The sequence below is a fragment of the Butyrivibrio sp. VCB2006 genome, from assembly GCF_000420945.1.
Classification (GTDB): domain Bacteria; phylum Bacillota; class Clostridia; order Lachnospirales; family Lachnospiraceae; genus Butyrivibrio.
In genome coordinates this window covers 217957-244769 of record NZ_ATVX01000001.1, presented here as the reverse complement: position 1 = coordinate 244769, position 26813 = coordinate 217957, and the positions used below count along the sequence as shown (strand labels likewise).

Sequence of the window (26813 nt, the reverse complement as noted above, 5' to 3'; positions counted from 1 at the left end):
GAATAATATGAATCAAAAACTAATTGAGATATTAAGTACAATTACAGATGAAGAAAAGGCTATCCTGGATGGAAACACCCAGGTAAACAGAAATTTGTACTACTCCAAAGATCCAATTTCAAATGATGAAATTGATTCCGCAAGGGTTCTCCAGAATGGCAAACTCATAGACATGCGTCCTCATGTGCGCTTTATACATTTTCCTCTCCACACTCACAACTACGTGGAATTCATTTACATGTGCCAGGGAAAAACCGTGCACATTGTGGACGGTCAGCGCATCACTCTCCATCAGGGCGATCTTCTTTTTCTGAATCAACATGCTCATCAGGAAATTCTGCCTGCCGGCGAAAATGACATTGCAATCAATTTCATGATTCTGCCTGAGTTCTTTGATACCTCTTTTGCAATGCTCCAGAATGAGGAAAATCCATTAAAGGACTTCCTCATAAGCTGCCTTACCAAAAAAGATATCGGCGGTAACTTCCTGTATTTTGGTGTATCAGGTATTCCTCAGATTCAGAACATAATGGAGAATCTGATTCTGAATATGCTTCCCACGCCTTCCGGTGATATAGATGGTGATAAAGTCTCCTATTCCACCTCAATTAACCAAGTCACGATGGGGCTTTTGTTTATGACTCTTTTACAACACACAGAAACCATTAGGGTATCCCGGAAGTCCTACGATCAGGAGATAATGTTCGGCCTTCTTCGCTATATCGATGAACAATACAGAGACGCAAGCCTTGCTGATTTTTCAGAAAAAGTTCATGAGGATGAGTATGTTCTTTCCCGAATCATTAAAAAGAACACCGGGTCCACCTTCAAAGAACTTCTGCAGAGTAAGCGCATGAACAAAGCCTGCGACCTACTAAAAAACACCGACATATCAATTGCTGATATATCGGTGTTGGTTGGCTATGATAATACTAGTTTTTTCCATAGATTATTTAGAAGAACCTATGACTGCAGTCCGAGGGACTACCGAATTAATCTCTAGGTCTCATGTAGAAGTTACCCATAACTTCTTCTGTCCTGATTGAGTTAACAAAAGCATTCGGGTCAAGTTCCTTGATCATAGGAATAAGCTTTCTTGTGTCAGAAGCACTAACTATAGAATAAACAATCTTCTTATTTTTGTGGCCAAAAGAGCCCTCTCCGTCTATGAGTGTTGCACCATGCCCTGACTGGGCATAAATAAGTTTGCAAATATCATCCGGAACATCAGTTATTATAAACAACGTCTTTTGCTGATAGGTTCTGTAGAGAACGTGCAACGCCTGAGTAGTAACATACTGGAATATCATGGAATACAATGCCTTATCCCAACCAAACAAAATTCCAGCAATTGTAAGCAGTATTACATTTCCTGCAAGAATAATTGGGAAGGCATCGATTCCCTTTCTCTGGGATAAAAAGATAGAAATAAAGTCTGTTCCACCGCTGGTAGCATCAACTTCAAGACACATAGTGATTGCAACCGCGTTGACAATACCACCGAAAACAGCAATGAGAAGTGAATCATGAGTTACAGAAAAGGCAGGCAAAAAGTCAACAAAAACACCATTTGCCAAAACCATGATAAGTGAAAACAAAGTGAATTTCTTACCGATAAATCTAAATCCAATATATATAGGAATTGCATTAAGAATCAGGCTGACAGGAGTATAGGGAATATTTATGCCAAAATACTTGGCAGCAACTCTTATGATAATAATCGTAAGTCCCTGCGCTCCTCCGGGATAAAGTCCTCCGGCATTGATGAAGGTCTGAATATTCATCGCCATAACAAACGCTGCAACCAGCACCACAACAAGACGAATCAGGTCCTTCTTAAGTGTAAAAACTATTTTTTTACCTTTTTCTGACATAAATACCTTCCACCCGTTACTTTACTCTTTTTCCCACAAAAGACTTAAATCTCTTTTTCTCTCAGCTTCCATATCAAATTTGATACTGGGTTCTCCAAAAAGGCTCTCTTCTATTCCCGCATAAATACGAGCGCCTTTACATTTTAATACATCTCTCGGAATATTAACTATAGCTTGCGCCTGCTGCCCTGTCAACATACTCTTAAGGTCAATATTCAGCCTGTAAACCATCATTCCTTCAGCCTCAGTACCTTCCTGGGCACGAACTCCCTCTTTTCCTTCAAAAGAGATATCACTTCCCTCCGGAAGCTCAACATAAAGACAAGGAACACAGTCAAAGTAAATTGGGCATACTCCGTCATTGGTGATTGTGACTGTAAGTTCGGCAGTGTCTCTTCCAAGAGACTTTCTGATATTCAGCTCTTTTACCCTATATCTATAGCCCACATATTTAAGAAGTGAATCTGCACTCTCATAGAATTCCAGACTCTCTCTCTTAACATAGGGCACCATTGGTCCGATGAAGCTCATATGTGACTGTTTTAGCAAACTCACAGTTTCATCATAATTCTCGCCAAGCATAGTACTTATAGGCACAGAACTTGCAAACTCTCCGCCAACCGGCGCTTTATTCCATATTTCAGGTACAGCAACAAGGGCTCCCTTTTCACCTGTCTCGTTATAATCACCGCCCTCGGATATCCATCCAAGCCATGTACTGGTGTCATGACTTATACCTGTCATATCATTAAATACTCCGGCACCATCCGGAAGCTCTGCAAAAGGCCTTCTCATAAGTAGTCTGCAGAATGTAAAGTTATCAGTATAGTGTTTAACATACTTAGCACGGACAGTTGTTTCAGGCATTCTGGGAAGTCCTGCTGTGTAATAAGTGTGCCACTCTCCCCAGTGTCCAAGGCTTCCTAGTTCAACATAGGAAACGAAAGCCTTCTCCTTGAAGTGTCTCGCAACTTCTTTAATTACTCTCTCGTGCTCCTGAATAAATATCTCGTTGTTATATTCCGGACAGTATCCCTTTCCATAGGAAATATCATAGAACTGTCCATCCCCCGTTTTGTCATACAACCACTGGGGGATATCCATGTGTTCTTCCTTGCCGGGTTTGTCGCATACAAATCTTAGGACTACTGTTTTACCCTCATCTCTCCATCTCTTCATATGATGAGTTGAATCATAGTGATCCCAGTTAAATACGCCCTCTTCCGGCTCGATTTCAGCCCAGGTAACTTCACAGTATACCAGTGTAGACTTTTCACATAAGCTCTCACTGGTGGCACTTGGAGCATAACCTATGTATGAATTGGTGATGCACTCTGTTCCCTCATTATATTTGTAGGTGGTTCCGGTTAAATTTCTTATATACATCTGATAGCCTCTTATTCCCGCCCCCAAAATCATGGCGAAGATCAGGAAAAAAATAAAACCGCTCTTATTTCTATCGTTCATTGTTTTTATTAGTCCTTTAAATATTCTGATCTTGTTACTGTTCCATCCAGATTTACATAAAAGCACATGATGCCGTATTCTTTGCCGTTTTCTGTCTCGATTGTATCAAAGGCATCCTGAACTTTTCCGCTTTGATTTCTGGCGCTGGCCTTAATAAAGTATTGGCCCGGCTCCAGATAAGGCTCGCTAAAAGAGGTCCAATTGCCTTCATAAGAAGTAACAATGTCGGTACACTCCAGATTCCTTGCCACTACAACTTTATAAACTATATCCTCCTGGTCAAAATCATAGCTTGCATCCCAGGTATAATTTATCTTAACTCCCACCATCTGCGGAGTACCGATGAAAAACGGCATAGGCTTATCCAGCGAGTCCAGATATTGCTGATAATAAACATCAACCAAATCAGGAAGCGACGCTACTACCTCATTATACATGTCTTCTGTCAAAGGAGCAAAACCCACATCAGGATCAGAATATAGATACGGAAGTATTATCTTGGAATAATCATCAGATAATTCCTTTATCCGCTCTCTGGTCATATGGCTTCTTATATCCTGCACAGCCGCATCAAGCTGCTGCCTGAATTCTTTGGATTTAAGACATCTTTGGAACAGAACATTGCCCCAATAATTACTTACACCCTGGTCCCAGCTGCCGGCTTCCGACCAACTCAAAAGATCATTTTCGCCTTTTCTGAAGCTGGCATCCAGATCCCAACAGTAGAAATACCAGGTATCTTTATTCAATGGACTGTATAGATAAGCGTTTCTACTCTGGGTATCATAGTTACCGGTCAGGATATTAAAGGCAAGCCAGTAAGTCAGATTTTCCATATCAAAATGCTTTTCTATCACTGTCTCTATAGGAAGACCATAATCATTTACATCCTCCAGCATGGCAATAAGCTTGCTATGGTCTTCATTTCCCTTAATTTCAAGGTATTCCTCAAAAGCCTTTTTGTCATAAGTGCTGTCAGTTGCAAGCTTAATTACATCTTCATATCTTTGGAACTCAAAGTAATTAATCTTATAAAGATGTCCTGCCCTATCAAGTCCGTGGGTTCTGAGCGCCTTCTTATTAAGCTGTTCTACCTGGGTATAAAGGCCATAGTCCTCAAAGCCACTGTCTTCACCATCCGTAAGATCATTAACATACAAATGAACGAACTGAGTTCGAAGGCTCATCAGCTGATCTATATCAGTAAGAAGATCAAATCCAAGTTTATTTCTGAAACGAAGACCATCAGTCATATGCTTATTAAGCGCTATAGTGGTCTGACCATTCCAGGAGCCTTTATTTTTCTTAAGCTCTATTTTGTAGTTCTTTTGCGCATTGAGAGAGGAACTCTGTCCCCTTATCTGAACTGTGGCATTAGGCGCTGTATCTCCGTATCCAAAATCGTCTTTTGAAACTCCATTCTCGTCCCCCACTTGCAAAAGGGCCTCAACCTTATATCTGTCTATGTTTTTCTCATCATAGTAATAAACTGAGTAATTATTTATTTCTTCCCAGGTATGATTAGTACCCTCTGACTTATTGCCCTCTCTCACGGTAAGGTACATGGTAACAACACCATCATCATCCTCGTACAGAGTATTATTATCTCTAAGGTGCTTGGTACCTGCATCACTATCATCGTAGCTTATTGAAACAGCATTTTCTTTTTCGCTTTCCGCCTCCGGAAAAAGAGCGCTCTTAATAAGGGAAAGATTGCTTCCAATTGCAACTACAATCCCAAGTATGATAAATACAAAAATTATACCGATAATATCTTTTTTCATAAGCTACGCCTCTTCTTTTCCATAGAGAGCATCCACAGATACAGCTTAGTTCCAAGGCCTTTTTTATGAACTGCCAAAAGAGGCTGGGAACTAAGTATGTGATATGGCAGCCTTTTTGTATAAGTCATTAGTCTGTTTATTCCGTATACAAGATAAACTATACTGCCAAAAGCAAAGGCGAATCCGTAGTACTTGGATTCAAATAAAAGTGAAACCAGTGAAAGAACTGTTGTGGTAACTGCAAAGACAATATTGGCTTTTTTGGCATCTTCATAAGCAGTAAAGTACATAAGAACCAATGTCAGGACATTTGCAACAGCATAGGCCCCATATCCAACGCAGAGTATTCTAAAGTATCCTTCCATCAGCGCATCAAATCCCAAAGGAAGCCTTTCAAGAATTACAAGTCCTACGCTCAGTATAAGAGCTGTTCCGTAAAACTGCCTTCTTGCTGTATATATAAGCTCATGGTCCAAAACTGTCAGCATCTCTTTTTCTGCCTGTTCTATCTCGAAAATGGAGCCATGGCCGTTAAAGAGATCATAATAACGCCTGTACTTTGGGTAGAGATTTACTTCTACCGATGCCACAAAGTTGATAGTCGTAATAAGGATAGTTAGGAACGCAAACAATGCGGAAATATCATGCTCAGGTGCCGCATAGAATAGTCCCTTTATCTGATGACCGATTCCGCCAAACCAGGCAATTACCAGATGAGAAAAAAGTCCTATGTTTGACATAAGTCCTATTACCATCAGATCAGAATACTCATCAAACCAGGGTAAGAAATCAAAATGGTTCTTCTGGGAATTAGGGAAAAATCCATACAAAAGTCCCATGTCAATAGTCATCATAAAGCCATAACCAAGCACAACGCTAAGAAGCATCAGGGTTACGCTTCCTCCATAGAATCTTCCAAGAAGCGATGCCGCTAAAACCGCGAGGGCAATTGAAATCACATAGGATATGAGTATTCCGCGATAATCCTTTATCGCTGATAAATAATTCATTTCAGTCCAGACAATTAAAAGCTCCCCAAACAACATTAGCGATAAAAAGCCCTGGGTAAAGGTAACTCCTGAGAATACAAGAAACGTTCCCCACAGCAAAAGACCTGTTGGCAGAAGAAAGCAAAGTATTCCCTCCAAAGACGGGATGACCTCTCCCTCTTTGTGCTCATACAAAAGATCTGCCACAAACCTTGTCATTACCATTGAAAAGATACTACTGTATATCATTGAAGCCAGAAGCGAATAAGTGATGATACTTACTAAAAGCTCGGTTTCATTTTTGGACATGCCAAATTTTCCTGCTATTACCTGAACCGAAAGCAGGAAGATAAAGCCAAGAATCATAGGACCTGCCGTGATCATTCCGGTATATCCATAGGCTCTTAGCATTGATAATACGCCTGTGGCTTTAAAAAGCTTTTTTAGCTCAAAACCTATTCCAGCCATTTATCAGATACCTCTGTAAAGTGAAGCATATCGCTTTATCATAAGGTCATGCTTAAAATACTTTGACGCTCTTTGTTGCCCTGAAGCCCCCATTTCCTCCCTGATCTGTCTGCTATCGCACAGCTTATTCATGGCTATGGCCAGTGCTTCTCTGTGCATAGGAGGAACACAAAAGCCTGCCGGACCATACATATCCCCTTCTTCGCCCTCAATCAGCTGCCTGCAGCATCCAACATCAGTGGTAACAGCAGGTCTTTTTGCTGCAAAGGATTCCAGAACCGACAAGGGCTGACCCTCTGAAATACTGGTAAGAATAGTAAAATCCACCTTTTTCATGTACTCAATTACATCCACCTGTCCCACAAACAATACATCCTTAAGTCCCAAAATTCTGACCAGGTCGTAACACTCACCGGCATACTCTTCATCATCGGTTCCTCCAAGGATATGGAGCCTTACATTTTTCCTCATACTTTTAAGCTCGTTAAAGGCATATATGAGTGTTTTGACGTCTTTGATGGGTGCCAGTCTTATGACTGCCGCAATATCTACCATTCCATCCTCTTCTTTCAGAGGAATATCACAGAATCTATCGTAGTGTATTCCATTGGGAATAACCTGACATCTCTCCTTGGGTGCTCCAAGCTCCATCTGGATCTTGCCGGCATTTCCGAATAGGCAGGTAATATGCTCAGCTCTTTTGTAAACCGCATCAGAGAGCATGTAAAAGAATCTTATCCAGTGCCTCTTAAACTCAGGCTGAACCCATCTGGCTCTTATGATTTCTTCTTCTCTTTCTCTTGAATAAATACCATGCTCTGTAAGTATTACTTTTTTACCTGTAACGAATTTGGCAAGAGCCGCCAGAAGTCCGCCGTAGCCTGTACATACCGTGTGATAAATATCCGCTTTTGGGACATCACTTTGTATAACGTGAAGTACAGGGATCAGCATTGATCTTATGGTGTAAAAAATGTCCGCAAATGCCACGTAAGGGTATTTTTCTTTACACAGCTCAGTCAGGATATCAAGAAAATCATCGCTCATAAGAAAGCTGGCAGGATTGAATTTTCTAACCTGAAACATGTCAAAAAGCACATCCCAGTTTGGTTTATCGCAGTCAATAAAAGCTTTTAAAGTTTCTCTCTCCGTATCTGCAAGCTTAAACTTGTCTTTTTTGTTTGGCTTGATCAAAAGAGCATCATCCAAAAATACTTCGTGTACTTCTTTGACATTTTCAGGAAGCTCGTACTTAAACTTTCCCTTATCCGATGCCTTGGCACCAATGACCCACAATATGAATTCATGCCGCGACATGGCTTTTATGTAGTTGTGAGTCCAGGAGGAAACACCGCCAAAAGTATACGGATAGCTTCCCTCCAGAATAAGGCAGATTTTCATTAGTCTCCGCTCCTTATTATGGTCACCTTTTCAGACTGGGTCTTCAAAAGATATAACGTGTCATTTAGTTTGTACAGTTCTCCGCCATAAGCCTCATCAAGCTGTCCTTCATTTGCTCTTATAAGGTAATAGGCGCTGTCTATAAGTCCTTCGCTATTAAGGCTAATACTTTTATCTTCAACCTGATAATCCGGAACAAGGTTTACGTATCTTTGTACTGCTCCGGCCATCCCGGAGCCGGTAACATGTCTTATTTTTACTGCTGCTTCATCTACCCAGCCCATGTAGTCATCCAGGTTTTCTTTTAACACTGCCCATCCAAGGTCAGCACCTCTGTCCTCATCAAGAAGATCATCCGGATGCATGAAATGCGAGCTTACAAAGTGAAGGTTCAGCTCTGCAAATGCGGTAATCCTCATATAATCATCAAGTATTCCGCCGGAAACTATTCTGGGAGTTTCAACAATGCCATCCTCTGAGACTTCAAATTCCTGAACGTATTCATCCTGTCCTTCAAGATAGATACTTGCAATGCATTTAACCTGTGGAAAATCAATTCCAAGCATTGATCTGCCTTCATCAGACAAAACATCTGATGGTGGGACATACACAGACATGTCCTGATTAGGGAAAATACTGCTTGAAAACCTTATCAGCTCCCTGATAGATTCATTCATGGTCTCATAATCCGCCCAGGTCTTGTAACCAAGTTCCTGTTTGTAAGTAAAATTCGGAAGGCAAAGGGGCTGATGGTTATATCCGTGATAGCCAAGCTCTCCCCCCTGGTTCAGAAGCATATTTCCGTAGTAGTAATAGTTGGAGGTACTCTCATTGGCCTTGAGCTCTCCCTCCGTAGTATCCTGATAGGTTTCTATAATGAGGCCAGTGTATTGAATATCATGTTTTCTTCCAAGGTTCAGCATATCGGGCCACCATACTCTCGAATAGAAGTCCGCTATGCCCATGTTGTAATCTCTTTTAACATATTCTCCGTTTCCTGCCGGTACCGGAGATGGAAAGTCGTCAATATAAAATGTAGATGCGTTTATTACAGGATAGATAAATATGTCGTCCAAAAGAGAAAAGGCACTGGCATATATTCCTCTGTAGGCCTTCTCTGCATATCCAAAATTGCAGACAACAAACTTGCCCTTTTGATACTCTCTGGACCATACCAAAGGCACTCTCCCATCCCCTGTGCTCGCATAGAGCTTAGCATCTGAATCAAGAACCACCGAAAGAGCTGACTCGTAGCCGTCAATTATCGGATATGTCCTTGCAGCTCCAAGCATATAGCCCTCTTTAGATGCAAAGTCGTCAACCTTGGCATATTCCTCAGATGCACTGATTACTCCTATTTTTCCTGAGACATAGTTAAAATTGGTAGTCTTATAGGGAGGAAGTCCGAATAATAGACGTCCGCCTTCTCCCACCCAGTCAGCAAGCTCTATTATCTGTGTATCAAGGCTCTCTAAGTCGCTAATGGCAAGCACAACTTTGCTATATCCCTTTAGCAGAGTCTGGATTTTTTCTTCATTTTCTACCAGATTGACATTGTCATGGGGAACTCTCATGTCTGTCAGTACCTGGTCATATATTTTAATTGCCTTCTGACTTGCAGGGTTTGCGTCATCCCAAATAACAAGGCATTCTTTTCCTTTTCTGGTCTCTTTATCGTGGACTATCCTGTCATCCATCAAAAGGACATCTTCATTGGAGGCTGAAGTATAGAGAATTCCTATTCTTTCAACCAAAAGAAGTACAAATATCAGGGTGAATCCAAGGGCTACAGAGATCAGCTCGCCAAATCTTTTGTTCTTCATGCGCTGTTCTCCTTATCGGAACTATCCCAAAGGCTTACAAGATCCCTGATTTCTCTGGAATAATACTCTTTGCTGTTCTTAACCCTGGAGACCATGTCCCTAAGTTCTATTCCGGAGCCGGTCTCATAGTAATAACGAAAACGCAGTTTAAAGGACCTGTCGTCGTTTGGATAAGCTTTTTCCATGCTTCTAAGGGCCTCGTCTGCAATAGAAAACTGCTTGTTGTTCAAAAGAGTTACAATAAACCTCTCGTAGGTTTCAGGGCTTGGATTCCTGTGCACCTTTTCCATAAGAAGCTGCATAAGTGTATTTTTTTGAATTTCTAAAAGCTGTCCCTGAATAATATTGCTGGAAATATACTGCTCCAAAAACATGATATATTCGTCCAAAAGGCCCTCTTTTTCCGGGTCCCTCGCATATTCGGAGCTGTATTCCTGCAACTTAAGCTCATATTCCTTGGAAACTTCAACCATGGCTGTTGTGGCATAGTGAACAACCTCAGCATCTTCATTCATTCTGGCCTGGCTTAAGACCGAAATGTAACCTGAGGTGTCACTCATAAGAACATCCAGCATAACTGATCTCTTGGTGGCAGAATCATCCATGATAAGGGCATCTTCCAGGGGAACTACATTTTCCCCCTCCGGAGCTTCCACATAAAGAGACTGGCTTTCCTCTATACCGCCGTGCATTACCTCAAGATCACCACTGTTTCTGCCTACAAGGTTATTTCTAATCATGATGCTGACAATAACCGCACTAATCATACCCCAAAAAGGAATGCACACTAAAACTACCATCATCAGGTAATCAACTTTCAGAATGCCTATCTTTTTCAGGATAAAAGCTATTATCACTATGAAAATATGAACTGCCAAAAGAACATATCCCATAGAAATTTCTCCCATAGAAAGCATCTCCCATAGCTTTAGAAAAAGCCTACGCTACACTATTAACTATCTCACACTTAAGTCCCATATCCCTGAATCTCTTTAGGACTATCCTCTCACTGCTTGAATCAACCTGAGCTGCAAGAAGATAGATATTTCCATCATTTCCTATGCCTATAAGGTCGTTATTTCTGATCTTGGACTGGAACATTTCATCTATTTCCTGAAGACTTCTGTCTTCTCTTTGTATCCGTATCAGCCTAAAGCTTGTAAGGTGGTTGTCCATCATTTCTTTTTGTATCTCAAACTGCTGCTTGAAGTACTCTGTCTTGGTTATTCCTGTTCCCTCCAGATAGGTTCTGGCAACCACAGCCTTCTGATAGTCCCAGGCCTTAAGGATGAAGTTCTCCATAAGTCCCGCCAGAATTCGGATAAGGTTTGAATAATAGGTACTTATCTGCATATATTCAACCTGATAGATCATGATAAGGACCGTTACCATGCCTTCAGATTTAATTCCGGCAATATATGTAGGATATCCCTCAAGAACCCCATTGTTAAACCAGATATCATTCTCAGAAAGGGCGCTTAAAACCTCACTGTACTCCTCAAGGTTTATAGACTTTTTCAGAACCTGCCCCAGTGATTCCGAGCATACATTAAGTCTTGCAAATCTTGCATTTGGGTCGTTGATTGTATAAATGGCGATAGACTTGTTGTTAAGAACGTCCTCCATTACCGGAATTGACTCGGCAAATATTTCTTCCGGAACTGTGGTACTTAGTCTTTTAACAACGTCAAAAATTCTTCCAAAACCGTCTCTACTGCCGATAAGGTCGGCCTTATACTGGTTTTTATAGTTCATGGCCTCCTTGTAGAGCTGGTTAACAAATGCATTTTCAGACTTGATGTTCTCACTTTCTTCTTTTACAAAAAGAATATCCTCTTCCCTTTTTTGCTTGATATAGCCGCAGATAGCAGCTGAAACCATAAGAAGGATAAAGGCAATCCAGTTTCCGGGATCATAGAATAGTAAAAGAGCATTTGTCCCCGCAAGCTGATAACCCACAATAAGCGATATGATCTCTATGGTGGCAGCTAAAGATCCCACCTTGGTTCCATACATCAAAGACATGATGATTACAAACAGTAGCCTAACGTCTATCATTCGGAACTGGACGCTGCCATTTGACATATAGTTATATACTTCAACAAACACTGCTCCGCCCACAAGCTCTATGGGCATTAAAAACTTTCCTATTACAGAAAACTTTTTACGTATTCTCTGGGTCAAAGTAGGATTGATATGATAAAGCTCCTGATAGCGCTTTATATACTCATCAAAATCCCAACAGGCATCGCTATGGGCAAACCAGCCATATATTTCCCTTGCCTTATTCTCGCCATGCTGAATTTTGCCTTTAATTCCGGACTTGGATAAAGTAATATCCGCATAGGGATAGAAATCCAAAATAACCTTCTTTATCTCTCCGTAGGTAGTACTTGCGCCGCTTTTTAGATATATCTTTTCAAAAGAACTTGTCTCCTGATCATTACTCTCCGGTTTCCAATCAGCAAAAAGTCTCGACAAAAAATCCACAAGGTCCCTGGGTTTCAAAAAATAAGCAACCTCGTTCTCTAAGGATTTAATCTCGACACTTTCCTTGTTTTCGACACTTCTTAGAATTCTTACAAAGTAGTCATCCTTGTTATCTGCACTTAAAAGATATGGTGAATAAATTATTTTGACATCGATTCGATAGGTCTCTGCATAATATCTGCAGATGTTCTCCGTAGAATCAAAAATGATAGAGTCACTGTTATCAACATCAACAAGTGCCTCGTCAGAAACTAAATAAGTAAACTGTTTAACATGATGCTTCTGGCTAAGGGAAAAGGCGCGCCTTAGCTCCTCGATTTCTCCAACATCATTAGACTCTTTTGTCAGAGTCTTGGAAAAGAAAATTACCCGTTCAAAACCGTAGGTATCGAAAAGCCTTCTGAATTTATCCGACATAACAGGCTGGTCAAACCACGTTATCTCGCCATCTCTATAGGCATCATGAGCCATATCGCATACCACAACAGTATCGCTATGACATGCGACTTTTATGTCCTCTTCTCTTAAATAGCTTGTGTTGCCTACTAATAGCGTATCCATCTTGGCCCTTGATTCCAAAGTAAACAATCCATTAATGCTATATTGATAGTATCTATTATTTTATTTCGGTAACTTTGCCGGCATACTTTAGTCTGTATATTCTCCTTAGAGACTCATTTATTCTGTCTTCGGTAATAATTCCGTTTCCTACAGCCTCTAATACTCCCTGAATGCCTTCCTCAAAATTCTCTGGAAGAAATACAACATCCGCCCCTGCTGAAATTGCCTTAACAGCAGCCTCTCCGGATGTGTAATATTCAGTGACAGCCGCCTCATTAAGTGGGCCTGTTACTACAACTCCATCAAATCCCAGCATACCTCTTAGTTCATCGGAAATCATCACAGATGAAAGAGATGCAGGAGTATTGTCTCCGGTGATATTAGGAAGCGATACATTACTCATCATCACTGCCTTTGCACCACCATCACCTATTGCCCTCTGATATACAACATATGATGATGTGGTAAGTTCTTCCTTGGAAATCTCGTTTGTAACCATTTCTGATTTGGTATCAGCAGCAACCGGGAACTGATATACACAGGTTGTAACCCCGCCATCATGAAGGCCTGAAGCCAATGAAACTGTAATATCTGCCACAGACTCCATCTCCTGGCCATATTTACCGTTTTCTGTAATATCAAGATCAGGCGCAATATCGAAGTTAAAGCCATATCCAAACATAGCTGTTCCTATCACATTACCTGCATTATAGGCTGTATCGGAATTGTTTATTTCTCCTGCCTCGAGAGAACCAAGCGAAGCTTCTATCGCTCCATTTCCACTTCCGTCCTCTTTAACAGCCATAAAAAGTGGATACTTACTCATATCCGAAGTGTTCCTTAGCATCTCCATGATCTGGTCTTTGGATTTGAGATTCTTGGCTGAATAGAAAAGACCTCCAATTGCATATTTGGAAAGTGCATCCTGTGTGCTTGATCCGGCCTTAACCACAGTTTCTACACCTGTAAGCTGCTCAGGTGTGACCATGAAAAGCCCTGCCACTTTTTCCTCCAATGTAAGCTCACTTATGCAGCTGTTAACTATCTCTTCAAGAACATCTCCCTGAGTCATTTCTTCAGGCTCCGGAGTAGTTTCCTGCGGTGTTTCTATTACAACTTCCTGGGCTGAACTAATAGCTGCAGCCGCAGCTTCTTCCTTCTCTGCCTTATGGGCATTAACGACCTTCCTTATTGAGTAAAAGCCAAAGGCCCCTGCAACAATAATTAGTACTAAAGTGGTAACAAGTATAATAAAGGCCATGAGCTGACTCTTTTTCCTGCGCTGTCTCCTGGCCAGTCTCTTCTCATCAAAATCCTGTTCTTCTAATCTTCCCATTCTCCCCTGAAAACTCCCTGTAAACTATATTCGTAAACCAGATGACTTCAATGTAAAAACCATGTCTTATGGTCATCTGAAAATGTGCATACTATGATTTAATTTTAACATAGTTTCCATACGGAGTACAATTTTGTAAAAATGCGCAAAACGAAAGGGCAGAAGCTTCATCGATAAAACCTGCTTCTGCCCTATGCCGAGTACTTATTAACTTCCTTTATTTCGTCCAACGGACTGATCCTCCAGTTTCTCAGCTCATTCTTTCCATTAACTTTTGCATTCATATGCTGTGGCTGTAAGATGTTTATATTACAATTACCACTTATCATGTACTCGATAGCTGTCGTTCTAATACTTTAAATCCTAACAAACAAAACTTTAAATCTTTAATACTTTTTATAATACTAACTTCTTAGTTTGGTGGTCCGTACCATCCTTTCTCTGAATATTTTAACTAACTATCCCTTTGGACTGTACCTGCCTTTCTTTCTCCGGTGGATCTGAATATCTTTGGAGAAGTATTTTGTTTCTTTAGATGCTTTTATTATATGCATGAGGTTTTAAATTGTCAATACATATTTTGTTTTTTATTTGATTAATTTGATAATTGCATGTAAATTGTTTAATTATCTGCTAATTATTATAATTGTATATTCATTATATACAATTCGTGCATATCATCTTCCCTGACTCAATCCTGTTTCAGATGCCATTACGTGGCATAGGACTTTTTTATCATTTCACACGTAATTACTATTAGACAATTATCAATATTCCAAACAATGCACTTGGTTATTTACATCGAGTAGTGAGATTTGTCAGACTTTTTGACTTCAATATCCCCATCAAAATCACCGTAAAAAGAAAAAACTACGTGTAAATCGAAGAAAATTCCGATTTACCCGTAGTTTCTTTTTCCTATGTTCTATATACAGTCAATTCCAGTCAACCATATATTGGATTTGTTACCGGAGACTGCTATCCTTAATTTTAAAATTACTTCAAAGGATACTTAGCTGTAAGCTCTGCAATAATTGCTCTGGCCTCGTCGTTCTTCTCGCCCTTGCTCTTAATAACAATAGCGATGGCCTCAGCAATCTTGTCCATATCCTCTTCATTCATTCCGCGAGTTGTTACAGCAGGAGTTCCAAGGCGAATACCGCTAGTAACAAATGGTGACTGCTGCTCATTTGGAATAGTGTTCTTGTTAGCTGTGATATGAGCATCGTCAAGCCAAGCTTCTACTTCTTTTCCTGTAAGTCCAAAGTTTGTAAGATCAACCAGCATAAGGTGATTATCTGTACCACCTGATACAATCTTGATGCCTCTGTCCATAAGTCCCTTGCAAAGAGCCTTGGCATTCTTAACAACATTCTGTCCGTAGGTTGTAAACTCTGGAGAAAGAGCTTCCTTGAAGCATACAGCCTTGGCAGCAACAACATGCTCAAGAGGGCCACCCTGAATTCCAGGGAATACTGCCTTATTGAACTTGTACTTGTCCTGAGCTGCCTGATTCCAAAGGATAAGTCCTCCTCTTGGTCCACGAAGAGTCTTATGCGTAGTAGTAGTAACTACATCAGCATATGGGAATGGGCTAGGATGAACACCTGCAGCCACAAGTCCGGCAATATGAGCCATATCTACCATGAGAACTGCTCCGCATGCATCAGCAGCTTCTCTGAATTTCTTGAAATCAATTGTTCTGCAGTAAGCTGAAGCACCGGCAATAATAAGCTTAGGCTTGTGCTCTACTGCAAGTCTGTACATTTCCTCATAGTCAAGAACGCCGTTCTCGTCAACGCCATAAGGAATTACTTTATAATAAGTTCCTGAGATATTAGCTGAGCTTCCATGTGTAAGATGTCCGCCCTGGCTAAGGTTCATACCCATAATTGTATCGCCGGGCTGAAGCAGTGCAAACTGTACTGCAAGATTTGCCTGAGCTCCTGAGTGAGGCTGAACATTTGCATAGTCGCAGTGGAACAGCTCTTTAGCTCTTTCTATAGCGATCTTCTCTACTTCATCAACAACATAGCATCCGCCGTAATATCTTTTCCCCGGGAGTCCTTCTGCATATTTGTTGGTCAGCGGGCTACCCATAGCTGACATTACTGCCTTACTGGTCCAGTTCTCTGATGCAATAAGTTCAATGTGATCGTTCTGACGATCTACCTCTTTCTCAATAAGAGATGCAATCTCCGGGTCTACTGCCCGCAGTTCTTCCAATGAATACATACTTCGACTCCTCCTATTAACGCTTTTTATTCCTTCCCAGATTTTACTGTTAACGCATTTTTCTTTTACAATGCAATGCGTTAAAGCAACATCTTGCATATCGTAACATACCAGAGAAAAAAATGCTATAATTATTACATTAATTTATTATTTAACAAGATTTTTCCTGTTTCATAATAGATTATAATTACATAACTGAAAGGCCAAAGAGATGTACTACTGCATTGTTAACCCATCTGCCAGATCCGGTAAGGGAAAAGAGATTTGGGAGAAGCTTGAAAGGAAATTCGACGAAAAAGGATTGGAATACAGAGCTGTATTCACAAAGGGACCGGGCCATGCAACAAGGCTTGCCAAAAACCTCACATCAAAAGCCGCATTAGCTGATGAAACCGGCAGCAATGTTGATGATACCATAAAACTTGTTGTTCTTGGTGGAGACGGAACACTTAATGAAGTAATAAACGGAATCCAGGATTTTAATAACACTCTTGTAGGTTATATTCCAATGGGTTCAAGTAATGATTTTGCAAGAGATCTTTCATATCCCAAAAAGATTGACGATCTTATCGACCAGATAACAGAAGGCCAAAATGTAAGAACTCTGGATCTTGGAAAACTGACCTACGGTTCCATGTCAAGAGAGACCTCCAGACTTCATGATGACAAGATCTCAGTCACAAGACTGTTTGATGTAAGCTCAGGAATAGGTTTTGACGCAGCTGTATGTGAGCAGGCTTTATCTTCAGGTACCAAGAATTTTCTCAACAAACTTGGGCTTGGTAAACTTACCTACGGTTCAATTGCGCTCAGACAGCTCCTTGGCGCAGAGCGTGTACCTTGCGATATTATTCTCGACAACAAAGAGACCATTCATTTAAAGCGATTTATCTTCATTGCTGCTATGGTCCATCACTATGAAGGCGGCGGCTTTAACTTTGCTCCCAAGGCAGATCTTACTGACGGAAAGTTTGATCTTGTTTATGCCGGTGATATGCCAAAAGCAAGAATGTTTCTGGCACTCCCCATGTCTTTTATCGGAAACTATTATTGGATAAAGGGAGTAGGACATCACGTGGTACAAAAGGTCACTATCAAAACTGATAAACCTATGTGGGTACACACCGACGGAGAAGTATCTGTTAAATCAGATCACATAACCTGGGAATGCCTTGCACAAAAGCTTCGAATGATGAACTAAATTTTCCTCACACATAAAAAGCCTTGCCAAATATCAAATCTGGCAGGGCTTAAAATATGCAATAAATTAACTGTTGTAATGTACTGCCACCTTCTCCTCCTGTCTGATACAGAAGCTGTCCAGAAGTGATGTGTGGTAGAACATAATATAGAATATGATCGCCATGATGAAGGCTGTTGTTACATCATAGAATGAATGCTGCTTAACAAATACTGTAGACAGAATAATGAGCCAACCAATGATGTCCATTATTATTGTACCCTTTTTGTTAAAGCGCTTGCTGTGATGAACTGCTATCATGGTGCCAATTGAATTATATACATGAATACTTGGCCAAAGATTAGACGGAGTATCCGAGCTGTATATAAACTTCACAAGATCAGTAAATACGTTGTCCCTTGGCATAACTGCAGGTCTCAGGTTATGCATATTAGGGAAAAGAGTAGATATAACTAGGAAAATCGTCATTCCTGTTGCCAGGAAGAAGAAATTCTTGTAATAATCCTCTACGTCAAATGAAAACATAAAGAACATTAGTGTTAGTGAAACATAAGCAAACCACATAAAATATGGGATGATAAAGACTTCGCAAAATGGAATGTAATCATCTACTGCTGTGTGGATCACTGCATAATGCGAAAACTTATGTTTCTCAATCATGATGAACCATGACAAGTAAATGGGAGCATAGATAAAGATTGGCATGGCAAGCTTTAAGAGGTCCATGCGAGTTTCTTTACCCACCTTACGCCCAGTCCACTCTTCATAAAACTTTTTCATAATTTTTCCTCATATACATCAAAATACATACCGTCTATTCGGATTCATATCCTGATGGCAAAACAAATAACTCTTTCACTTACTTTACCACTTTAATCGTTTTAGTTAAAGTGGAAGATTTTCTGAAGAAGCTTATAGCCGGCCAGAGTGATCTTTCTGCCGCCCTTTCCCGGAAGGTAGATATATGTACCTTCGATACTGTATCTTATCTTCAGATATAAAAGATAGTTCTTTTCCTTGATATATTCAAGCAGCTCTTTTCTCTTGGCAAGATTCTCAGGTGTATCCTCTGTAATAAGAAGAACAGATGATATAGCTGTGATAATCTCAAGATAGTTGAACATGTATTTATGACGCTCTCTCTGAGAACGAATCATACCATAGTTCTCAACATAGTAGTCAACCATAAGCTTATTAACACGAAGCTGCTGATCAATTCTGGAAAGCATGATCTTCTGGTTAACTGACTGATCCTCTCTTCCAATGTAGTAATAATAGAAGTTAATATCCAGATAATACATGGTCTTAACAAATGGAAGTGGATTAAATACGTAAATATTATCAACGTAGAAGGTGTGCTCAGGTAACTTAAGGCCGCACTGCTTAAGGAGCTTAGTCCTAAATATTACTGAGTGCATCAAAAGATAATGTCCTTTAGGAGTTCTCTTGATATCCTTCCAGGTAAAGAGCTGTTCAATAGGGAACATCCTGTTGTAGCGCATTACCTTATGTCTTTTTTCGCCAACCTTGTTATATACGAAATTGCTGATGAGAAGATCGAGCTGTGTCTCTCCTCCTGCAAGTTCTGACAGTGTAGATAAAATCTTTCTGTAAGCTATCTCTTTTACCCAGTCGTCTGAATCAACTACCTTAAAGAAAAGGCCTGTTGCATTCTCGATACCGGCATTAACTGCGCTTCCGTGACCTCCGTTTGGCTTGTGGATTGCCTTACAAATAGTTGGATACTTGGCTGCATACGCATCAGCGATCTCAGCTGTTTTATCCTTGGAGCCATCATCTACAATAAGTATCTCAACGTCCTCTCCTCCTACGAGCAGAGAATCAATACACTTCTCCATATAGCTCTCAGAATTGTAGCATGGCACTGCAATTGAAAGTAATTTCATTTCTGGTAAAACTCCTTAAACCTCATAATTATTTATCTTAATCTAGTACTCTCAAATTTCTCCATAGTACTAAGACAAGTTCTCAGATCATTAAATCTGTCGTATACGTCTCCCTCGTTAACAACAACACCAAGAGACATGGCCATAATATCAATCATATCATTAGTTATTGTAGGACGAAGCTTGGACAAAATGTCGTTTTTATCAGCCGCAAGATCTGCGTCCATAAACTGAATAACCAGCGGATCAAGCTTAAGCTCTTCCGCTTCCTCATCAACGCTCTTCTCCATAACCTTGGAAGGCTTATATGGCTCCTTGCGGAAATTCTCGCGCTGCTGTTCCATACTTGGAGTAGACAAAGATGCCTCAGGCTCTGATACTTTAATCTTGGCTCTTTCAGGCTCTGCCGCCTTATTATCTGTGGCAGATACTCTTTCAAATCTCATTTTCTGTGTCACGTCGGGATACTTAGCTCTGTCAACCTCAGACATGAACATATCAAGCGGTCTTACGTAAACCTTGTAGTCTCCGTAAAGTGCCTGATAAACCACCATTTCCTCTCTGGTCTCGGAGTGGGTAGCTATAGTAACTATCTGGTATAGGTTCCCCTTAAAATGTCTGTAAAGTTCTTGTGGTCTTGGTCTATCCAAAGCTGTTCCTCCTCAAGCATACAATATCTAGATTAATCTAGTATTAAAAAACCTTTGTCTAGTATAATCCTTAAATGAATATATTTCAAATTCTGTAACAAATGCCCGGCAAAAGAACTCCATCAGGCTGTGCATTTGATTATGACCATTTCTACACTTATGATGTAGTCAAGCTTACCTTTTTTGACTGCTTCGTCATTGGCAGCACACAGCTCAAGCGCATCCATCAGTTCCTGCTTGGAATATCCTTTAGCCCAATTGATATATTTTCCCACAAGGAACGGTGCCAGCTTAACAGCACTTGCTATGGAGCCATTGTCCTTGTGATTTTCATTCATCTCTTTGACCTGAAGCATAAGATTAAACTGCCTTGTTATCAAAGCCAGTATCTTGGCCGGCGGTTCTTTTAACGCCAAAAGATCGTAATACAGATTTATAGCTCTCTTCTGATTCTTTTCAACTATGGCATCTGTCATGGCGAAAATTCTGTTGGTAAGCCAGTTAGCACAGACCGCTTCAATATCATCTTCCGTGATCTCATCTCGATCAAGACAATAGCAGATAAGCTTTTCAAGCTCTGTGCTGATATTGGACATATCTGTACCAACTCTGTCTATCATAAAGGCCAGAGCTCTGGGCGAAATATTCTTGCCCTCAGACTTAACCTTACTTGCTATCCAGTTCTTGAGAGTATTCTCATCCTGCTCATCGCAGCAGATTTCAAAGCCCGTCTTGGAAACAGTCTTATAAATATCTTTACGCTTATCAACTTCCTTTTCTGCAAATATAAAGAAAGTTGTCTCTGAAGGGCTTTTCAGGTACTCCGAAAGCTCCGGACATCCCCCCTTAAAAAAGCCACTGTTTTCTACCAGGATAACCCTTTTATCAGATAAAAACGGCATTGTCTCTGCCATATCTATTATTTCCCCGGGATTAAGGCCATCTCCCTCGTACCTGGAAAAATTCATTGATGTACCTTCTCCGGCAAGAGCCTTTACAAGCTTGTCCCTGTTCTGGTTACGAAGATATGCCTCTTCTCCATATACAAGATAGCACTGCTTAAAGTTGCCCTGTTTAATATCTTCATTCAGTTGTCTTTGTTTTGCCGGAAAATCCGTTGTTTTAGCTGCCATGTATTTTTACGCTCCAATCTATATGTTATCACAGGGGAGGCAAAAATTCATCAATACTGATACTGTTTCCATTCATAATGACTGTTATCTCTCCCATTTCATCCGTTCTGTAAATTTTGGTTTTGTACTTGCCAAGCCTTTTTAAAACCTCCTTGTGGGGATGCCCATACTTATTGTCTTGTCCCGCACTTATAAGAGCAACCTTAGGTTTCAAAATATCTATCAGTTTCTCGTTGCTTGTATACCTGGACCCATGATGGGCAACCTTGAGTACTGTAATTCCGGAGAACTCATCTTCATTAGCAGCAATATCCTTTATGATATGGGCCTCCCCTTCCTGTTCCACATCTCCTGTAAAAAGAGCTGTAAAAGAGCCCTTTTTAAGATATAGCACCGTGGAATAGGCATTGGCACCTTCCGTTTGCATATTTTCTACGGGATTAAGGCAGTAAAGATCAAAAGAGGCCTTTATCTTATCGCCGCACTTTATGTAATTTACAGGTATCCCAAGGTCTTTAGCCCGTTGTTCCAGTCTGATATAATTATCTCCCCTGGAGGGCTTTGCCACATCAGGTAAAATCAAGGTTTTTATCCTTATTCCCCCCTTTTCCATATCATCCATTATTTCAAATATCCCTGAAATATGGTCCTCGTCCTCATGGGTTACAATGACAGCATCAAGGCTACCTACGCCCTCATAGTAAAGGTATGGAATAATAGTATATTTTCCGACCTGATTCTTATCGGTACTACCACCATCTATGAGAAAGCTCTCTTTACCGGTTCTTATCAAGATGCCATCTCCCTGGCCCACATCCATAACCGATATTTTTAGATCAGGGGCCGGATTAAATAACAGCATAAAAAGAGCCGCCATATAAGCAAAGCCAAAGATATACTTAGTCTTGTCCTTCTTTTTGGTTTGGGCAGTGATTGCGAAAACCAAAAGAGCTGTAATATATACAATGATCTTCCATTTTGGCGCAGTCCCCAAATACCATTTACCCCCAGGTAACTTGCTAAAGAACCGGCTTAAAACATTGTAGAAATCAAGTATAATATGTATCATAACGCCTGGTATTACAATTCCAAAACTCGTAACACATCCTATTGTCATGCACAAAATTCCAAGAAGCATTAAAGGGGCCATCAGAGGCAAAATTATCAAATTCAGAAAAATTGAATAAATAGGATACACATAGTAATAACTCATGTACACAGGAAGTGTAACCATCAGTATGGATATGCTGACTATTATTCCCGACAGAAGGTGGTCATTTATTTTTTGGACAAATGTGCTTTCCCTGTCATCCGAAAATTTCATCCGGTTACTCTTTTTATCCGGGATAAATGATGCTATTGAAGGCATTATGAATCCAATAGCTAAAACTGCTCCAAAAGAAAATAAAAAGCCGCTGTTATATAAATATAACGGTTGTTCTATCAAAAGCGTGATTTCCACCAGAGAAAGTGCTGATAACAAATCATAGGTTCTCCCCAGTACCGGAGCCAGAAGTCTTAAAGAAAACATCAAAATAGCTCTCACAGAGGAGGCACTCATTCCGCACATCTGCCCATAAACAAACATAAACATAATAGGTAAAACTACTGAGGGAAGCAGTGGAAGGCGGACTTTTCGCAGAAGCTTATAAAGCCCCATACCAAGAATTGATATGTGAAGACCACTTACCGCCATAATATGGATTATCCCCGCATCCTTATAAAGCTGCTTGGTTTCCTCATCCATAAAAGCTTTATCTCCGAGAACTATTGCTTTCATAATAGCCGCATCTCCCGGTTCCAGGCATTTATCAAATACTGATTCCAGCTGATATTTAATTCTGTATAGTTCTTCGGAAAAAAGATCTGTACTGCAGGAAGTGTAACCAATTTGGGCATTTTTTATTCTGTATGCAATTTTTAAAGTTGAATAATAAAGGCGGGAGTCAAATTCACCGTAATTTCTCGGCGACTGAAAAGACTTCTTAGTACCTGAAACAGATATTTTCTGACCTATTTCCGGTTCTTTGTAGTCTTCTTTAGACATATAACATTGAATATATTTATTATTTCCTAAATCTCTTTTTCCAATTGGAATAATATAGATCACCGGAGATGTTTCACCATTGTAGTCGACTCTGTATTCTTTTTTGTCCACAAAGCCGACTACCTGGATATTTTTCCCATCTTCAGTATCAGAATAATCAGTAAGATGTTCAGATACAAACAATTCAAGATATAAATAGACAATCGCCGTTATTATCAATGCTGCCAGACATAACGGTCGTTTCATAATTCATTTCTTTCTAAATTTTTATTAACACGTATTTCATTCTGCTCATTCTACAAGATCAAGATTTCTCTCATAGGATCCGCTTATAAGATAATCCATAAAAGTAAAGGCTGACTCTCCGTTAACAGAGAAAACCACCTTATTGATATTAGGAAGCTCAGTAAGAGTATTTACAATAGAGTAGATTGCAGTCTCAGCTGAAACAGATCCGGTCTGGTTAAGGAAAGCAGAATCAAAATCAATATAGCAGACACCGTCCTTGGTATTTGTACTCCTGATCTTTGTTTCTTTGTTAAGCGTCGGATACGCAATATCCGTGTTTGGACCGCTTATAATCTGCTCTACAGCAAGTTTCTCCATAGAAATATTACTGTTGTAAACAACTGACCTGTAAACAGGAATCAGTTTTTTACCGTCGTCGCTGGCAAAGTACAGCTTGAGCTCAACCTTCTCATAGGTATTGATCTCGTTACCCGCATTGTAAATAAAGGTATCAGCCGACATATTGCCGATTACATTTCCATAGTGGTCAGTTATCGGTGTTCCTTCTATCTGGAAGGAAACATAATCAATATCATCAAGCTGTGTAAAGGTCCTGACTATTGCTGCTCTGTCCAGAATCTCTATCGTTCTTCCAAGATTGCTGTAATTGGGGCTAAAGTTCATGGTCAAAAGCTTGTCATTGAGAGTATATCCGATCAGATGGATATCACCTGATATTGGCGCCTCGTACTGCATCCTGTCAGGCATCTGACCAAGCACTTCGATAAGCTCTACTATAGCAGAATCCGTATCATTTATCGGTGTAACCAGCTCGTAGTCCTTGGAAATAATACCTGTTTCCGAACTGTTAACGTAGTACACCTTTATCAGCTGCTCGGAAACCTCTTTCTCCTTGCCGCATCCTGAAAGCGAGGGCAAAAGAAATGTCAAAGCCAGTATGACGCTTAGATTCCTTATGAAATTTGTATGTCTCATAACTTTTTTCATCATTTCGTTCCCACCGCTGATAACGGAATCTTAACTGTAAAGGTTGTTCCTTCTCCCAGGGTACTCTTTACATCTATTGAGCCTCTGTGCATGATAACAACATTTCTCGCAATAGAAAGTCCAAGACCGGTTCCACCGATTTCTCTGGATCTGGATTTATCTACTCTGTAGAATCTCTCATAGATGTGATCCAGCGATGATTCAGGAATACCCATTCCCGAGTCTGCCACCTCCACAAAGAAATATTGGTGATCAGCGTCAAGGGTTACTCTTACCCAGCCATTGTCCTTGTTATATTTAATAGCATTCTCAACCAGGTTCATTATAAGAAGTGAAATCTTAACCTCATCAATTGCAGCTGTTATTGCTCTTTTGCTTTCCAGTGTGAGTTCAATATTATGCTTCCTTGCTATAGGTCTCATTCTCTTAAGAACGCTCTCTGTTAAAGCAACTACATCCACCTCAGTGATAGAAAGCCCCGCTGAAGTCTTATCCATCTTAACAAGAGCAAGAAGGTCGTTAATAATCTTATCTTCCCTGTCTATCTCACTTCCAATATCCTGCATAAACTCCCTGTAAACCTCGTTAGGAACATCCTCCTGAGCAAGAAGTGAATCCGCAAGAATTTTGATAGAAGTAATAGGAGTCTTAAGCTCATGGGACACATTTGAAACAAATTCCTGTCTGGAATCATCCAGAACCTTCATTCTTCTAAGAAGAGCGTTGAAAGCCTTGATGATCTGCTCAGTCTCCATATAGTTAGGGCCTACGATCGGCTTATCTGTATATCCTTCCTTTATATCATTGATAGCAGCCGTAATTCTATCAAAGGGCTTAAGAAGCGCATATGCAACCAAAGCTGCAGACACAAGAATAACCATAGCTATCAAGAGTTCGATTGTTGTAGCTCTTCTGTCTAGAATTTCCATGGTGGTTGCAATGGTGTCAGTTGATACACTTGTTAAAAGAACTCCTCTGACCACCTCGTTCTTGTCACCACTTTCATATACGTCCTGCTCCTCAATAACCTGAGTCTCAACAATCGGAGTAAGAAGCTCAATATAACCATTAGCCTGATCATAACTGGACATCGTTCCCTTTGTTCCGGTCTTAAGGCAGTTAACTACTTCTTCAGAAATAATAGTTTTACCCTGGCTAATGCTATAGGTATCCTTAACAACCTTAAGGTCATCATTGATTACCATAACACGTCCGTCATAAAGATTTGCAAGCATATCAAGCTCAGCATTAATCACATCTGAGGACGGGTCTTGTAAATAATTGTATATAATAAGGTGATTTGCCAAAATCTTAAGCTGAGTCTGTACCTCAGTAGATTTGACGCTGACAGCACGATTCTCGTAGCTATCAAGAATCATCAGATGCACAGAAATGCATGATAACAATCCTGTAATAGCTACAACAAAGAAAAAACGTACTCTTAGACTTTTTAGAAGGTCTCTTATTTTTAATTGTTTAAAGAATTCAATAATTCCATCTACAAACTTATTCATATTACCATGTTGTTATGGCTGGAAAAAATAGCCACTACCCCATTTTGTTCTGACATATCTGGGTTCACTTGGGTTAGACTCAAGCTTCTCACGAAGTCTCCTTATGTGAACATCAACAGTTCTAACATCACCGGGATACTCTGTTCCCCAAATAGTAGTAAGCAGTTCTTCCCTTGAATAAACCTTGCCGGGATTTGAAGCTAGTAGCTCCAAAAGCTCATACTCACGGCTGGTAACATTTATCTCTTTATTGCCGACAAAAACTCTTCTGTACTCTTCGTTGAGTTTCAGATCGCCATAGGTAATAACATCCTTATTGTCCGTATTCTTGGATGCTCTACGCATAATAGCCTTGATTCTTGCCTTAACCTCAAGAATATTGAAAGGTTTGGTTATATAGTCATCTGCACCGTACTCAAGGCCCAGAATCTTGTCCATATCATCTCCCTTTGCTGTGAGCATGATAATCGGAACATTTGAAAACTCTCTGATTTGCTGGCAAACTTCAAAACCTGTAAGCACAGGAAGCATAACATCAAGAAGAATTATGTCATACTCATTAGCTCTTGCCTTATCGAGAGCTTCCTGACCATCATAAGCACAGTCAACTACTATGTCATCCTGTTCCAGGCTGTACTTGATTCCCTTAACAATTACTTTTTCATCGTCTACCACAAGTGCTTTCTTACTCATCTAA

The 26813-nt window shown here is 40.2% G+C and carries 20 protein-coding genes; 2 read left to right on the top strand and 18 right to left on the bottom strand.

The genetic code is table 11. The features are described from left to right. The first annotated feature begins 7 nt into the window (after positions 1 to 7). Positions 8 to 1003: an AraC family transcriptional regulator gene (locus tag G613_RS0101040; RefSeq protein ID WP_029230878.1), complete on the top strand. Its 996-nt coding sequence runs from the start codon at positions 8 to 10 to the stop codon at positions 1001 to 1003. On the opposite strand, the gene G613_RS0101035 is transcribed toward G613_RS0101040, so the two are convergent. The 10 genes from G613_RS0101035 to glyA all read right to left on the bottom strand — a co-directional run bounded on the left by G613_RS0101035 (position 993) and on the right by glyA (position 16428). Beyond that, positions 993 to 1874 (bottom strand): YitT family protein, encoded by an 882-nt coding sequence (locus tag G613_RS0101035; protein WP_029674361.1) that lies wholly within the window; start codon positions 1872 to 1874, stop codon positions 993 to 995. The two genes, G613_RS0101040 and G613_RS0101035, sit on opposite strands and share 11 nt — an antisense overlap. Before the next feature lie 21 nt (positions 1875 to 1895). Further along, positions 1896 to 3341: a DUF4832 domain-containing protein gene (locus G613_RS0101030; RefSeq protein ID WP_081647721.1), complete on the bottom strand. Its 1446-nt coding sequence runs from the start codon at positions 3339 to 3341 to the stop codon at positions 1896 to 1898. An 8-nt stretch (positions 3342 to 3349) separates the two neighbouring features. Beyond that, positions 3350 to 5125: a CotH kinase family protein gene (locus G613_RS0101025; protein WP_029230875.1), complete on the bottom strand. Its 1776-nt coding sequence runs from the start codon at positions 5123 to 5125 to the stop codon at positions 3350 to 3352. Beyond that, a complete protein-coding gene (pelG, locus tag G613_RS0101020; protein ID WP_029230874.1) occupies positions 5122 to 6582 on the bottom strand; it encodes an exopolysaccharide Pel transporter PelG in 1461 nt (486 codons plus the stop codon). Before pelG ends, G613_RS0101025 begins: the two co-directional genes overlap by 4 nt. Positions 6583 to 6585: 3 nt before the next feature. Continuing rightward, a complete protein-coding gene (gene pelF, locus G613_RS0101015) occupies positions 6586 to 7983 on the bottom strand; it encodes a GT4 family glycosyltransferase PelF (RefSeq protein ID WP_029674358.1) in 1398 nt (465 codons plus the stop codon). Continuing rightward, positions 7983 to 9806 (bottom strand): DUF2194 domain-containing protein, encoded by a 1824-nt coding sequence (locus G613_RS0101010; RefSeq protein ID WP_029230873.1) that lies wholly within the window; start codon positions 9804 to 9806, stop codon positions 7983 to 7985. Before G613_RS0101010 ends, pelF begins: the two co-directional genes overlap by 1 nt. Continuing rightward, positions 9803 to 10714 carry a hypothetical protein gene (locus G613_RS0101005; RefSeq protein WP_029230872.1) on the bottom strand — a complete coding sequence of 304 codons (912 nt, stop codon included), beginning with the start codon at positions 10712 to 10714 and terminating at the stop codon, positions 9803 to 9805. The genes G613_RS0101010 and G613_RS0101005 overlap by 4 nt, the downstream gene beginning before the upstream one ends. A 31-nt stretch (positions 10715 to 10745) precedes the next feature. Beyond that, the gene (locus G613_RS0101000; protein WP_029230871.1) at positions 10746 to 12857 is read right to left on the bottom strand and encodes a hypothetical protein; all 2112 of its coding nucleotides are present in this window, start codon (positions 12855 to 12857) and stop codon (positions 10746 to 10748) included. A 55-nt stretch (positions 12858 to 12912) separates the two neighbouring features. Next, a complete protein-coding gene (locus G613_RS0100995) occupies positions 12913 to 14193 on the bottom strand; it encodes a glycoside hydrolase family 3 N-terminal domain-containing protein (protein ID WP_029230870.1) in 1281 nt (426 codons plus the stop codon). A gap of 996 nt (positions 14194 to 15189) precedes the next feature. Next, entirely contained in the window at positions 15190 to 16428 is a 1239-nt protein-coding gene (gene glyA / locus G613_RS0100990) for a serine hydroxymethyltransferase (RefSeq protein WP_029230869.1), read from the bottom strand. 211 nt (positions 16429 to 16639) lie between these two features. Between glyA and G613_RS0100985 the strand changes: the two genes are divergently transcribed. Beyond that, a complete protein-coding gene (locus G613_RS0100985) occupies positions 16640 to 17629 on the top strand; it encodes a diacylglycerol/lipid kinase family protein (protein ID WP_029230868.1) in 990 nt (329 codons plus the stop codon). 66 nt (positions 17630 to 17695) lie between these two features. Here G613_RS0100985 and G613_RS0100980 read toward each other — a convergent pair whose 3' ends face one another. The 8 genes from G613_RS0100980 to G613_RS0100945 all read right to left on the bottom strand — a co-directional run bounded on the left by G613_RS0100980 (position 17696) and on the right by G613_RS0100945 (position 26809). Beyond that, a complete protein-coding gene (locus G613_RS0100980; RefSeq protein WP_029230867.1) occupies positions 17696 to 18409 on the bottom strand; it encodes a phosphatase PAP2 family protein in 714 nt (237 codons plus the stop codon). Positions 18410 to 18510: 101 nt separating this feature from the next. Further along, the gene (locus G613_RS0100975; RefSeq protein ID WP_029230866.1) at positions 18511 to 19536 is read right to left on the bottom strand and encodes a glycosyltransferase family 2 protein; all 1026 of its coding nucleotides are present in this window, start codon (positions 19534 to 19536) and stop codon (positions 18511 to 18513) included. Positions 19537 to 19568: 32 nt separating this feature from the next. Further along, on the bottom strand, positions 19569 to 20186 hold the full coding sequence (locus G613_RS0100970) for a DUF1653 domain-containing protein (protein ID WP_029230865.1): 618 nt from the start codon (positions 20184 to 20186) through the stop codon (positions 19569 to 19571). Between the two features lie 122 nt (positions 20187 to 20308). Beyond that, positions 20309 to 21319 (bottom strand): DNA polymerase III subunit delta, encoded by a 1011-nt coding sequence (holA, locus tag G613_RS0100965; RefSeq protein WP_029230864.1) that lies wholly within the window; start codon positions 21317 to 21319, stop codon positions 20309 to 20311. Between the two features lie 28 nt (positions 21320 to 21347). After that, positions 21348 to 23612 (bottom strand): DNA internalization-related competence protein ComEC/Rec2, encoded by a 2265-nt coding sequence (locus G613_RS0100960; protein WP_029230863.1) that lies wholly within the window; start codon positions 23610 to 23612, stop codon positions 21348 to 21350. Between the two features lie 45 nt (positions 23613 to 23657). After that, positions 23658 to 24605 (bottom strand): GerMN domain-containing protein, encoded by a 948-nt coding sequence (locus G613_RS0100955; protein WP_029230862.1) that lies wholly within the window; start codon positions 24603 to 24605, stop codon positions 23658 to 23660. After that, positions 24602 to 26116 (bottom strand): sensor histidine kinase, encoded by a 1515-nt coding sequence (locus tag G613_RS0100950; RefSeq protein ID WP_029230861.1) that lies wholly within the window; start codon positions 26114 to 26116, stop codon positions 24602 to 24604. Before G613_RS0100950 ends, G613_RS0100955 begins: the two co-directional genes overlap by 4 nt. Before the next feature lie 12 nt (positions 26117 to 26128). After that, positions 26129 to 26809, bottom strand: a complete 681-nt coding sequence (locus G613_RS0100945; protein WP_029230860.1) for a response regulator transcription factor — start codon at positions 26807 to 26809, stop codon at positions 26129 to 26131. Between the last annotated feature and the right edge of the window lie 4 nt (positions 26810 to 26813).

What these genes read in the sequence shown, in the direction of transcription:
- G613_RS0101040 (WP_029230878.1), top strand. Translation starts at nt 8, where the DNA reads ATGAATCAAAAACTAATTGAGATATTAAGTACAATTACAGATGAAGAA.
- G613_RS0101035 (WP_029674361.1), bottom strand. Translation starts at nt 1,874, where the DNA reads ATGTCAGAAAAAGGTAAAAAAATAGTTTTTACACTTAAGAAGGACCTG.
- G613_RS0101030 (WP_081647721.1), bottom strand. Translation starts at nt 3,341, where the DNA reads ATGAACGATAGAAATAAGAGCGGTTTTATTTTTTTCCTGATCTTCGCC.
- G613_RS0101025 (WP_029230875.1), bottom strand. Translation starts at nt 5,125, where the DNA reads ATGAAAAAAGATATTATCGGTATAATTTTTGTATTTATCATACTTGGG.
- pelG (WP_029230874.1), bottom strand. Translation starts at nt 6,582, where the DNA reads ATGGCTGGAATAGGTTTTGAGCTAAAAAAGCTTTTTAAAGCCACAGGC.
- pelF (WP_029674358.1), bottom strand. Translation starts at nt 7,983, where the DNA reads ATGAAAATCTGCCTTATTCTGGAGGGAAGCTATCCGTATACTTTTGGC.
- G613_RS0101010 (WP_029230873.1), bottom strand. Translation starts at nt 9,806, where the DNA reads ATGAAGAACAAAAGATTTGGCGAGCTGATCTCTGTAGCCCTTGGATTC.
- G613_RS0101005 (WP_029230872.1), bottom strand. Translation starts at nt 10,714, where the DNA reads ATGGGAGAAATTTCTATGGGATATGTTCTTTTGGCAGTTCATATTTTC.
- G613_RS0101000 (WP_029230871.1), bottom strand. Translation starts at nt 12,857, where the DNA reads ATGGATACGCTATTAGTAGGCAACACAAGCTATTTAAGAGAAGAGGAC.
- G613_RS0100995 (WP_029230870.1), bottom strand. Translation starts at nt 14,193, where the DNA reads ATGGGAAGATTAGAAGAACAGGATTTTGATGAGAAGAGACTGGCCAGG.
- glyA (WP_029230869.1), bottom strand. Translation starts at nt 16,428, where the DNA reads ATGTATTCATTGGAAGAACTGCGGGCAGTAGACCCGGAGATTGCATCT.
- G613_RS0100985 (WP_029230868.1), top strand. Translation starts at nt 16,640, where the DNA reads ATGTACTACTGCATTGTTAACCCATCTGCCAGATCCGGTAAGGGAAAA.
- G613_RS0100980 (WP_029230867.1), bottom strand. Translation starts at nt 18,409, where the DNA reads ATGAAAAAGTTTTATGAAGAGTGGACTGGGCGTAAGGTGGGTAAAGAA.
- G613_RS0100975 (WP_029230866.1), bottom strand. Translation starts at nt 19,536, where the DNA reads ATGAAATTACTTTCAATTGCAGTGCCATGCTACAATTCTGAGAGCTAT.
- holA (WP_029230864.1), bottom strand. Translation starts at nt 21,319, where the DNA reads ATGGCAGCTAAAACAACGGATTTTCCGGCAAAACAAAGACAACTGAAT.
- G613_RS0100960 (WP_029230863.1), bottom strand. Translation starts at nt 23,612, where the DNA reads ATGAAACGACCGTTATGTCTGGCAGCATTGATAATAACGGCGATTGTC.
- G613_RS0100955 (WP_029230862.1), bottom strand. Translation starts at nt 24,605, where the DNA reads ATGATGAAAAAAGTTATGAGACATACAAATTTCATAAGGAATCTAAGC.
- G613_RS0100950 (WP_029230861.1), bottom strand. Translation starts at nt 26,116, where the DNA reads ATGAATAAGTTTGTAGATGGAATTATTGAATTCTTTAAACAATTAAAA.
- G613_RS0100945 (WP_029230860.1), bottom strand. Translation starts at nt 26,809, where the DNA reads ATGAGTAAGAAAGCACTTGTGGTAGACGATGAAAAAGTAATTGTTAAG.